The sequence below is a fragment of the Actinotalea solisilvae genome (assembly GCF_016464425.1).
GTDB classification, from domain to species: domain Bacteria; phylum Actinomycetota; class Actinomycetes; order Actinomycetales; family Cellulomonadaceae; genus Actinotalea; species Actinotalea solisilvae.
In genome coordinates this window covers 206,056-217,670 of sequence record NZ_JADDKQ010000010.1, presented here as the reverse complement: position 1 = coordinate 217,670, position 11,615 = coordinate 206,056, and the positions used below count along the sequence as shown (strand labels likewise).

Genomic DNA, 11,615 nt, shown 5'->3' with positions numbered 1-11,615 from the left:
GGTCAGGTGCGGTCGCGGGCCTGGGCGGCCAGCGCGCGGCGGACGCCGTCGCGCGACTCGACGACGAGGCGGCGCAGCGCCGGGTGGCGGTCGCCGAGCTGCTCGAGCCACGCGTCGGTCCGCGCGAGCACGTCGACCCCGTCGAGACCGGCGAGGACCGTCGGGTAGAGGCCGACGACGACGTTCTGCGCGATCTCGTTGGTCCGCTCGGTCCAGATGCGCTCGATCGACTCGAAGTACGGCTCGACGAACGGCACCAGCAGCGCGCGGTCGTGCGCGCGCCCGAAGCCCGCGATGGTCGACGTCTGGAGCGCGTTCGCCAGGTCGTCGCGCGCGACGACGGCGTCCCACGCGGCGCGCTTCGCCTCGGTCGTGGGCAGGGCTGCCCGCGCCGCCGCAGCCGCGCGCTCGCCGGTCGCCGTGGCGTCGGCCTCGAGCTGCGCCGCGATCTCCGCCTCGCCCGCGCGGCCGCCCGCGACGAGGCTCGTGAGCAGCTCCCACCGCAGGTCGGTGTCGACCGTGAGCCCCTCGAGCGCGCCGCTGCCGTCGACGAGCCCGGCGACCGCGTCGAGGTGCTCGGTCGCCGCGGCGCGGGCCGCGAACGCCTTGGTGAGCTGGAGCTGGGCGTCGCTGCCCGCGTCGGCCGCGCGCGCGAGCGCGAGCAGCCGGTCGGCGGCCTCGCGCGACGCCGCCTCGCGGTGCTCGGGCGCGACGTACAGGTCGAGCGCCGTCGCGAGCTGGCGCAGGAGGACGAGGACGACGGAGGAGTCCGTCTCGTGCGCGATGTTGCCGAGCACGAGCTCGACGAAGTCGCGCGCGGCGAGCTCGCCGTCGCGGGCCATGTCCCAGGCGGCGCTCCACACGAGCGTGCGCGGCAGCGAGTCGGTGAACGAGTGCAGGTGCGCGGTCGCGACCTCGAGCGACGCGGCGTCGAGCCGGACCTTGGCGTAGGCGAGGTCGTCGTCGTTGACCAGGATCAGCGCAGGCCGCTCCTGGCCGACGAGCTCGGGGACCTCGGTGCGCTCGCCCTCGACGTCGAGCTCGACGCGCAGCGTGCGCTCGAGGTGGACGGCGCCGTCCGGCTGCTCGACGAGGTCGTAGCCGCCGACGGCGAGGCGGTGCGGGCGCTGCACCGGGTGCTCGGCGGGGACCTCCTGCAGCACGGCGAAGGACGTCACGACGCCGTCGGCGTCCACCTCGACGTGCGGGCGCAGCAGGGTGACGCCCGCGCGCTCGAGCCACAGCGCCGACCACGGCGCGAGGTCGCGGCCGCTCGTGACCTCGAGCTCGGTGAGCAGGTCGCGCAGCTCGGTGTTGCCCCACGCGTGCTTCTGGAAGTAGGCCCGCACGCCGGCGAGGAACTCCTCCTGCCCGACCCACGCGACGAGCTGCTTGAGCACCGACGCGCCCTTGGCGTAGGTGATCCCGTCGAAGTTGACCTCGACGTCCTCGAGGTCGCGGATGTCGGCGACGATCGGGTGCGTCGAGGGCAGCTGGTCCTGGCGGTACGCCCAGGACTTCTCCATCGAGGAGAAGGTCGTCCAGGCCTGGGTCCACCGCGTCGCCTCGGCCGTGGCCAGGGTCGACGCGTACTCGGCGAACGACTCGTTGAGCCACAGGTCGTCCCACCAGCGCATCGTCACGAGGTCGCCGAACCACATGTGCGCGAGCTCGTGGAGGATCGTCACGGCGCGCCGCTCGACGGTCGCCTCGGGGACCTTGGAGCGGAAGACGTAGTTCTCGAGGAACGTCACCGCCCCCGCGTTCTCCATCGCGCCCGCGTTGAACTCGGGGACGAAGATCTGGTCGTACTTCGCGAACGGGTACGCCATGCCGAAGGCCTGCTCGTAGAAGGCGAAGCCGGCGCGCGTGACGTCGAGGATGTTGTCGGTGTCGAGGTACTGCGCGAGCGACGCGCGGCACAGGACGCCGAGCGGGATCGTCCGGCCGTCGCTGCTCGTCAGCTCGCCGGACTCACGGTGGTACGGCCCGGCGACGACGGCCGTGATGTAGCTCGAGATCCGCGGCGTGGGCTCGAAGGACCACCGCGCGACGGACGGCTGCTCGTCGTCGCCCGTGATCAGCAGCGGCTCGGGCGTGGGGGAGTTGGAGATGACCGTCCAGTGCGCGGGCGCGGTCACGGCGAACGCGAACGTCGCCTTGAGGTCGGGCTGCTCGAACACCGCGAACACGCGGCGCGAGTCGGCGACCTCGAACTGGGAGTAGAGGTAGACCTCGTCGTCGACCGGGTCGACGAAGCGGTGCAGGCCCTCGCCCGTGTTCATGTAGGCGCAGTCCGCGACGACGCGCAGCTCGTTCTCCTCCGCGAGGTCCGCGAGGGCGATGCGCGAGTCCGCGACGACGTCGGCCGGGTCGAGCGAGCGGCCGTTGAGCACGACCTCGTGCACCGCGGGCGCGATGAGGTCGACGAACGTCGACGCCCCGGGCGTCGCCGTGAACCGCACCACCGTGGTCGACGCGAAGGTCTCCGGTCCCGTCGTCAGGTCGAGCGCGACCTCGTAGGAGTGGACCTGCACGATCGAGGCGCGCTCGCGCGCCTCGGCACGGGTGAGGTTCTCAGCGGGCACGGTGGTGCTCCTTCGCGGGCTCGGGCCGTCGTGGGCCGGGCGGGGACCGGTAGGTCGGGGGGACGCGGTTGCTGCGGGTGATCCTCTCATCCGGCGGGACGTGGCACGCCGCGGATTCCCGTGCCTCGCGCGCGGTCGCGGAATGACCTGCGGCTGGGCAGGGTTGCCGGGAGGCGGACCGAGGTCCGCCCGCCAGCCGACGAGCCCCCGGAGGAGACGCATGACGACGACGACCGAGCCCGCGACCACCACGGAGCCGACGACCGCCGCGGCGGGCGACACCACAGCGCCCCGCGCGACCGCCGACTTCTGGTTCGACCCCGTCTGCCCGTGGGCCTGGATGACGTCGCGGTGGATGACCGAGGTCGAGCAGGTGCGCGACGTCGAGGTGCGCTGGCACGTCATGAGCCTCGCGGTGCTCAACGAGGGCCGCGACCTGCCCGCGGACTACCGCCGCTCGATGGACGACGCGTGGGGTCCGGTCCGCGTGGTCACCGCGGCCCGCCTCGCCCACGGCGACGCCGTCGTCAAGCCCCTCTACGACGCCATCGGCACGCGCCTGCACCCGGGCGGCCGCAAGGACGAGCGCCTGGCCGTCGTCGCGGAGGCGCTCGCCGAGGTCGGTCTGCCCGCCGAGCTCATCGAGGCGGCGTCGTCGGACGAGCACGACGCGGAGCTGCGCGCCTCCCACCAGCGCGCGATCGACCTCGTGGGCGACGACGTCGGCACGCCCGTGGTCGCGATCAACGGGACCGCGTTCTTCGGCCCGGTGATGACGCCCGCGCCGAAGGGCGAGGACGCGGGCCGCCTCTGGGACGGCTTCGTCCTGGTCACCGGCGTCCCCGGCTTCTACGAGCTCAAGCGCAGCCGCAAGGACGGCCCGATCTTCGACTGACCACCTCACCCGCAGACTGGAGCGTTCGCGCCCGACACGCCCGCGTGTCGGGGCCGCGACGCTCCAGTTCGCGAGGGGATCGGGGCCCGCCGTGCCGTTGCGCGGCGGGCCTCGCGTGTCTACTCTGCAAACTTCCAGGGAAGTTGCGGACTTGTTGCAGTCCGTTGCAGCGCGCTCCACTCGAGGTCGTCACACAGCCGTGGCGACCGGCCGTCCGGGCCCCGGCCCGGCCAGAACCGAATGGGGACACCGTTGGCTTTCGTCATCGGACATCGCACGACCCGCAGGACCCACCGGGGCGACGCCGCCCCCACCACCATCGCCCGCATCGCTCGCCCCGCCGGCTCCCGGCGCCGCGGTCTCGCCTCGACCGTCGTCGCCGTGCTCGTCGCGGTGCTCGCGACGCTCGTGCCGACCGCCTCGCCCGCCGCCCCTCAGCCGCCCGGCACCAAGGACGTCACCGCCGTCCTCTTCCAGTGGACGTGGAACTCCGTCGCGCGCGAGTGCACGAACGTCCTCGGCCCGGCCGGCTACGGCTGGGTGCAGGTCTCGCCGCCGCAGGAGCACGTGCGCGGCAGCCAGTGGTGGACGTCGTACCAGCCCGTCTCGTACCGCATCGAGTCCAAGCTCGGCACCCGCGCCGAGTTCGCCTCGATGGTGCAGACGTGCCGCGCCGCGGGCGTGGACGTCATCGCTGACGTCGTCATCAACCACATGAGCGGCCAGTCGGCGGGCGGTACCGGGTTCGCCGGCTCGACCTTCCAGCACTACACCTACCCCGGCATCTACCAGAGCCAGGACTTCAACGACTGCCGTCGCGACATCGCCAACTACGGCGACCGGTGGGAGGTCCAGCACTGCAACCTCGTCAACCTCGCGGACCTGCGCACCGGCTCGGACTACGTGCGCGGCCGCATCGCGGGCTACCTCAACGACCTCATCTCGCTGGGCGTGCGCGGCTTCCGGGTCGACGCCGCCAAGCACATCCCGGCGACGGACCTCGCGAACATCCGCTCGCGCCTCACGGACCCGAGCGTCTACGTGGTCCAGGAGGTCATCGGCGCGGCCGGTGAGCCGGTCCAGGACTCGGAGTACACGGGCATCGGCGACGTCCACGAGTTCGACTACGCCCGCAACCTCAAGCGCGTGTTCACGAACGAGCGGCTCGCGTACCTGTCGGACTTCGGCCAGTCGTGGGGCATGCTCCCGTCCGGCAGCGCCGGCGTGTTCGTCGACAACCACGACACCGAGCGCAACGGCGAGTCCCTCAACCAGACCTACGGCTCGACGTACACGCTCGCGAACGTCTTCATGCTCGCCTGGCCGTACGGCTCGCCGGCCGTCCACTCGGGCTACTCCTTCACCGACAAGGACGCCGGCGCCCCGCTCGAGGGCGACGGCAGCGTGCGTGACGCGACCTGCTACGCGAACGGCTGGCGGTGCCAGCACGACTGGCGCCCGATCCGGAACATGGTCGGCTTCCACAACGCGACGAACGGCGCGCCCGTCGTGCGCTGGTGGACCAACGGCAACAACCAGATCGCCTTCGGCCGCGGCGCCCAGGGCTACGCCGTCATCAACAAGGAGGGCGGCACGCTGAGCCGGACCTTCGCGACGAACCTGCCCGCGGGCACCTACTGCGACGTCGTCAACGGCGGCCCGACGGCGACCGGCTGCTCGGGCGCGACCGTCACCGTCGCCGCGGACGGCACGTTCACCGCGAGTGTCGGCGCGAACGACGCGCTCGCGATCCACGTCGGTGCGCGCTCCGGCGGCGGCACCGGCGGCGGAGACACCGGGAACGGCGGCGGGGACGACGGCGCCGTCGCCTCCGTCTCCTTCGGCGTCAACGCCACGACGACCTGGGGCCAGAACATCCGCGTCGTCGGCGACCACCCGTCGCTCGGCGCGTGGAGCCCGGCCGCGGGCGTCGCGCTCTCGTCGGCGACGTACCCGGTCTGGCGTGCCTCCGTGGCGCTGCCCGCGGGCACGACCGTCCAGTACAAGTACGTGCGGGTCGACGGCTCGGGGGCGGTGGTCTGGGAGAGCGGCGCGAACCGCACCGCGACCGTGCCCGCGAGCGGCGTGCTCACCCTGACCGACTCCTGGCGCGGCTAGGAGTCCCTGATCGGGCGAGGGGTGGGCTGCCCTGGAGCGCGCGCCCACCCCTCGCCCTCCCACGGTCGCACACGGCCGTGTCGTACGGTCGGCAGGTGCAGACGAGCCCCGCCGCCCGGTACGACGTCGTCGTGGTGGGGGGAGGGCACAACGCCCTCACCACCGCCGCCTACCTCGCGCGCGCGGGTCGCAGCGTGCTGCTGCTCGAGGCCGCCGACCACCTCGGCGGGGCCACCGTCTCGGCCCAGGCGTTCCCGGGCGTCGACGCGCGCCTGTCGCGCTACTCCTACCTCGTCTCGCTCATGCCGCGCGCCGTGCGCGACGAGCTCGGCCTCGACCTCACGCTGCGCCGCCGCCGCGTGTCCTCCTACACCCCCGTGCCGGACGACCCGGCCCGCGGGCTGCTCGTCGACACGGGCGACGCCGCCGCGACCGCGGCCTCCTTCGCGCGCGTGGGCGCCGCCGACGACGTCGACCGCTGGCGCGCGCTCGGCGAGCGCACGGGCGAGCTCGCGCGCACGCTCTTCCCCACGGTCACGGGCCCGCTGCCGACGGCGGACGAGGCGCGCGCCGCGCTCGGGCCGTGGTGGGCGGACCTCGTCGACGCGCCGCTCGGAGAGCTCGTCGAGCGGTCCGTGGGCCACGACCTCGTGCGCGGCGTCGTCCTCACCGACGCGCTCATCGGCACGTTCGCGCGCGCGCACGACGCCTCGCTCATCCAGAACCGCTGCTACCTCTACCACGTCATCGGCGGCGGCACGGGTGACTGGGACGTGCCCGTGGGCGGCATGGGCGCCGTGGTCGCGGCGCTCTCCGGGGCCGCGCGCGCTGCCGGGGCGCACCTCGCGGTGCGCAGCCGCGTCACGGCGCTGCACCCGGGCGCGGACGGCGTCGAGGTCGTCTGGTCCGACGACGACGGCGTCGAGCACCGCACCGCGGCCGCGCACGCCGTCGCGGGCTGCGCACCCGCCGAGCTCGACCGGCTGCTGGGCGTCGCGCCGACCGGCCCCGCGCCCGAAGGCGCGCAGCTCAAGGTCAACATGCTGCTCACGCGCCTGCCGCGGCTGCGCGACCCGCTCGTCGACCCCGCCGCCGCGTTCGCGGGGACGTTCCACGTCAACGAGGGCTACGACCAGCTCGAGCGGGCCTACCGCGAGGCCGCGGCGGGCGAGATGCCCACGACGCCGCCGTCGGAGATCTACTGCCACACGCTCACCGACCCGACGATCCTCGGCGAGGGCCTGCGTGCCACCGGGCACCACACGCTCACGCTCTTCGGCCTGCACATGCCCGCGCGCCTCTTCCGCGAGGACCCCGAGGGCGCGCGGGCCCGCGCGCTCGAGGCGACGCTGCGCTCGCTCGACGCGGTGCTCGGCGAGCCGATCGAGGACTGCCTCGCGCTCGACGCCGAGGGGCGCCCGTGCCTCGAGGCACGGTCCCCGGTCGACCTCGAGGGCGACGTCGGCCTGCCGGGCGGCCACATCTTCCATCGCGACCTGTCCTGGCCGTGGCTGCCCGACGGCGCCGAAGCGACGTCGCCCGAGCAGCGCTGGGGCGTCGCGACCGAGCACCCGCGCGTGCTGCTCGCCGGCGCCGGTGCGCGGCGCGGGGGTGGGGTCAGCGGCATCCCGGGACGGTCCGCGGCGATGGCCCTCCTCAAGGGCGCGGGCGCGTACACCTGACGTCCGCCGGGACGGCGGTCGCCTCGCGTTCACCCGGACGGCCGTGCCATGCTGCCGTGTCGGCCGCCCGCGGGCGCCGACCGTCTCGGACGAGCCGCAGCGCACGTCACGGGACGCGCAGCACCTGCCGGACGAGACGACGAGGAGAGCGATGGCGGACCGTTCGCCCGCTGCGGGCGTGGCCCGCCTGGGTCTCGGCCCCGGGCTGACGACGTTCCTCGTCGTGGACGTCATCCTCGTCGTGACGTTCTTCGTCCTGCTCGCGATGTCGCAGGGCGGGACGGGCACGCCCGACGCGCAGGTCCCGGCCCCCGTCGAGACGTCGGCCGAGCCCGAGACGACGCCCGAGCCGTCGGCGCCCGAGGAGCCCGAGGAGTCCGAGGCGCTGCCCGCGTTCGTGCTCCCGAGCGGCAACATCTGGTGCGAGATGACCGACACCTCGGCGACCTGCACCATCCTCGAGTTCAGCTTCACGCCCCCCGCGGTGCCCGAGGGCTGCACGGGCACGGTCGGCAACGTGCTCACCGTCACCGCGGGCGCGGAGCCCGCCTTCGCGTGCGTCGACGGAGCGCCCGCTGCGGCGCCCGCGGGCACGCCGGTGCTCGACTACGGCGGCGGGTCGACGATCGGCGAGATGACGTGCCTCAGCTCGAGGAACGGCGTGTTCTGCCGCCACAACCCGACGGGGTCGGGCTTCTCCCTCGCGCGCGCCGGGACGCAGTTCTTCTGAGCCGTCGTCCCCGAGCATGACGGGGCGGGCCGGCCCCCTCGGACCGGCCCGCCCCGTCACGCACTCACCAGATGCGCACGCGCTCCTCGGGCGCCAGGTACAGCGCGTCCCCGGGGGCGACGTCGTACGCGGTGTAGAACTCGTCGACGTTGCGCAGCACCGCGTTGCAGCGGAACTCGGTCGGTGAGTGCGGGTCCGTGGCGAGGCGCCGCACGAGCTCCTCGTCGCGGATCTTCTGCTGCCACACCTGCGCCCAACCGAGCAGCACCCGCTGGACGCCCGTGAACCCGTCGATCACCGGCGCCTCGTCGAGCGGGCGCCCGAGCGCGATCCGGTAGGCCTTGAGGCCGATCGACAGGCCGCCGAGGTCGCCGATGTTCTCGCCGATCGTCAGCGCGCCGTTGACGTGGGGTGCGCCGTCGCCCTCGGCACCCGCCGCGAGCTGCTCGGGCACGAGCGCCTCGTACTGCGCGACGAGCGCGCCCGTGCGCTTCTCGAACTCCGCGCGGTCCTGCTCGGTCCACCAGTCCTCGAGGCGGCCGGCGCCGTCGTACTTGGAGCCCTGGTCGTCGAAGCCGTGGCCGATCTCGTGGCCGATGACGGCGCCGATGCCGCCGAAGTTCACCGCGTCCTCGGCCTCGGGGTCGAAGAACGGCGGCCGCAGGATCGCCGCGGGGAAGACGATCTCGTTCATCCCCGGGTTGTAGTAGGCGTTGACCGTCTGCGGGGTCATGAACCACTCGTCGCGGTCGACCGGCTTGCCGATCTTGCGCAGCTCGCGGTCCTGCTCGTAGGCGTGCGAGCGCCGGACGTTGCCGACGAGGTCGTCGGCGCGCAGCTCGAGGCCCTCGTAGGACTTCCAGCGGTCGGGGTAGCCGATCTTCGGGGTGAAGGACCCGAGCTTGGCGAGCGCCTTGGCGCGCGTCTCGGGGCCCATCCAGTCGAGACCTTCGATCGACTCGCGGTAGGCGGCGACGAGGTGGCCGACGAGCTCGAGCATCCGGGCCTTGTGCGCGGCCGGGAAGTGGCGCTCGACGTACACCTGGCCCACGGCCTCGCCCAGCGCGCCCTCGACGAGCGACACACCGCGCTTCCAGCGCTCGCGCACCTCGGTGGTCCCGCTGAGCACGGTCCCGTAGAAGTCGAAGTTCGCCTGCACGACGGCGTCGTGCAGGTAGGGGGCCCGGGCGCTGATGAGGTGGTAGCGGAACCAGGCCTGCCACCGCTCGACCGGCTCGCCCGTCCAGGTGCGCGCGAAGCCCTCGGCGAAGTCCGGCTCACGCACCACGAGCTGGTCGAACGCGCCCTCCGGGACGCCCATCGCGACCGCCCACGAGCCCCAGTCGAAGCCGGGTGCGCGCTGGACGAGGTCGGCGAGCGTCATGGGGTTGTAGGTGAGGTCGGCGTCGCGGTCGCGCACCACGTCCCAGTGGGCCGCGGCGAGCGCCGTCTCGAGCGCGAGCACGTGCTCGGCGCCCGCGGCCGCGTCCTGCTCGCTCTGCCCGGCGAGGCCGAGCATGCGGGCGACGTGGGCCCGGTACTTCTCGAGCACGGGCGCGTACTGCTCCTCGCGGTAGTACGCCTCGTCGGGGAGCCCGAGGCCGCCCTGCATGAGGAAGACGACGTAGCGCTCGGGGTCCTTGGCGTCGTTGTCGACCCAGAAGCCGACGGCGCCTGCGCCGCCCGTGCGCTGGAGCTCGCCGAGCAGGCCCGTGAGCCGCTCGCGCGTGCCCGCGGAGCCGATCGCGTCGAGCTCGCCGCGGATCGGGTCGAGCCCGTCGCGCTCGACCTTCTCGGTGTCCATGAAGCTCGCGTACAGCGCGCCGACCTGCTGCGCCGCGCCCGACGTCGGGCCGGCCTCCTCGCCTGCAGCGCCGGCGACCTGCGCCCCGAGCTCCTCGATGATCGCCCGGACCTGCTCCTCGGCCTCGTCGTGCAGGGCGCGGAACGCGCCGTCGGCCGCGCGGTCGGCGGGGATGACGTGCTGGTCGAGCCAGCGTCCGTTGACGTGGCGGTACAGGTCGTCCTGCGGGCGGACGGCGGGGTCGAGGGCGTCGCGGTCGATGCCGCTGCGCAGGCCGGCGGGGTCCTGGAGGGTCGTCATCGCCCCAGGGTAGGCGAGAGCAGGGGAGTGCCCGGGGGCATCCGGTGGGCTGGCAGGATGGCGCCCATGCGCATCCACATCGCCGCCGACCACGCCGGGTACGAGCTCAAGGCGCACCTGCTCGAGCACCTGCGCGCGGGCGGCCACGACGTCGTCGACCACGGGGCCTACGAGTACGACGCCCAGGACGACTACCCGTCCTTCTGCTTCGCGGCGGGCGAGGCCGTCGTCGCGGAGCCGGGCAGCCTCGGCATCGTCATCGGCGGCTCCGGCAATGGCGAGCAGATCGCCGCGAACAAGGTGCGCGGCGTGCGCGCGGCGCTCGCGTGGAGCACCGAGACCGCGACGCTCGGCCGCCAGCACAACGACGCCAACGTCGTCGCGGTGGGCGCCCGCCAGCACTCGGTCGACGAGTCGACGGCGATCGCCGAGGCGTTCCTCGCCGAGCCCTTCAGCGGCGACCCGCGCCACCAGCGCCGCATCGACCAGCTCGCGGCGTACGAGGCGTCCCGCCAGTCCTGACGGCTCGCGGCCGGGCGCCCGCCCACCCGCCGAGGTCGCTGGTTCCCGCCGAGGTCGCTGGTTCGAACTAGCGACCCCGGCGCGAACCAGCGACCTCGGCGACCGTGTGGTGGGAGGGCCGGGACGCGACTGGCGTCAGAGGGCGACGGTGCCTCGGATGCACGTCGTGCTCGTGCCGCCGACCCAGATGTCGCCGTCGACGGTGGTGACGCGGACGACGCCGGACCGGCCGAGCGCCGTGCCCTGCGTGGCCGTGTAGTCGGGCGGCAGCACCCCGGCTCCCGTGAGCCACTGCGCGAGGCCCGCGTTGAGGCTGCCCGTGACCGGGTCCTCGTGCACGCCGATCCGGGGGCAGAAGCCGCGCACCTCGATCGCGTGCTCCGAACCCTCCGGGTGCGCGCCGACGAGCCCGACCATGAGGTCGGCCGCCTGCGCGTCGTCGAGGTCCACGGCGAGCACGTCGGCAGCCGACCGCAGCCGCAGCGCCGCCCACCCCGGCCCGTTGTCGACCCACTGGTGGTCGACGACGTCGTCGGCCGCGATGCCGAGCGCGCGCACGAGGCGTGCGACGAGCGCGTCCTCGAGCGGTCCGGTGCGCACGAGCGGGGGAGCGCGGAACGCGAGCGCTTCCCCGTCGCGGCGTAGCGGGACGAGGCCCGCGCCGCACTCCTGGACGACGACGCCCTCGGTCGCCGGCCGCCCGCCGCGCTCGAGCCACGCGTGGGCCGAGCCGAGGGTCGGGTGCCCGGCGAACGGCAGCTCCCCGCCCGGCGTGAAGATCCGCAGCCGGTAGTCGGCGTCCGGCGTGGTGGGCGGCAGGACGAACGTCGTCTCCGAGAGGTTCGTCCAGCGCGCGAACCGCTGCATGTCCGCCTCGCCCAGCCCGTCGCCGTCGAGCACGACGGCGACCGGGTTGCCCCCGTAGGGCGTCGACGCGAAGACGTCGACCTGCGCGAAGGGGCGCTCCTGGGGCACC

General features: G+C 74.0%; 8 protein-coding genes. 5 read left to right on the top strand and 3 right to left on the bottom strand.

Annotation, left to right across the window (positions count from 1 at the left end):
• Positions 1-2 precede the first annotated feature (2 nt).
• Entirely contained in the window at positions 3-2,588 is a 2,586-nt protein-coding gene (pepN, locus tag JIG38_RS11345) for an aminopeptidase N (protein WP_199423913.1), read from the bottom strand.
• 220 nt (positions 2,589-2,808) lie between these two features.
• Between pepN and JIG38_RS11340 the strand changes: the two genes are divergently transcribed.
• The 4 genes from JIG38_RS11340 to JIG38_RS11325 all read left to right on the top strand — a co-directional run bounded on the left by JIG38_RS11340 (position 2,809) and on the right by JIG38_RS11325 (position 8,013).
• Positions 2,809-3,483, top strand: a complete 675-nt coding sequence (locus JIG38_RS11340) for a mycothiol-dependent nitroreductase Rv2466c family protein (protein ID WP_199423912.1) — start codon at positions 2,809-2,811, stop codon at positions 3,481-3,483.
• Between the two features lie 381 nt (positions 3,484-3,864).
• Positions 3,865-5,601, top strand: coding sequence for a carbohydrate-binding module family 20 domain-containing protein (locus JIG38_RS11335; RefSeq protein WP_307844827.1), 1,737 nt, complete (start codon positions 3,865-3,867; stop codon positions 5,599-5,601).
• 95 nt (positions 5,602-5,696) lie between these two features.
• Entirely contained in the window at positions 5,697-7,283 is a 1,587-nt protein-coding gene (locus JIG38_RS11330) for a phytoene desaturase family protein (protein ID WP_199423910.1), read from the top strand.
• Between the two features lie 151 nt (positions 7,284-7,434).
• A complete protein-coding gene (locus tag JIG38_RS11325; RefSeq protein WP_199423909.1) occupies positions 7,435-8,013 on the top strand; it encodes a hypothetical protein in 579 nt (192 codons plus the stop codon).
• A 64-nt stretch (positions 8,014-8,077) separates the two neighbouring features.
• Here JIG38_RS11325 and JIG38_RS11320 read toward each other — a convergent pair whose 3' ends face one another.
• Entirely contained in the window at positions 8,078-10,117 is a 2,040-nt protein-coding gene (locus tag JIG38_RS11320; protein WP_199423908.1) for a M13 family metallopeptidase, read from the bottom strand.
• A 66-nt stretch (positions 10,118-10,183) separates the two neighbouring features.
• Here JIG38_RS11320 and JIG38_RS11315 point away from each other — a divergent pair, with 66 nt between their 5' ends.
• Positions 10,184-10,639, top strand: coding sequence for a ribose-5-phosphate isomerase (locus JIG38_RS11315; RefSeq protein ID WP_199423907.1), 456 nt, complete (start codon positions 10,184-10,186; stop codon positions 10,637-10,639).
• A gap of 135 nt (positions 10,640-10,774) precedes the next feature.
• On the opposite strand, the gene JIG38_RS11310 is transcribed toward JIG38_RS11315, so the two are convergent.
• Positions 10,775-11,614, bottom strand: a complete 840-nt coding sequence (locus JIG38_RS11310; RefSeq protein ID WP_307844824.1) for a PhzF family phenazine biosynthesis protein — start codon at positions 11,612-11,614, stop codon at positions 10,775-10,777.
• Position 11,615 lies beyond the last annotated feature (1 nt).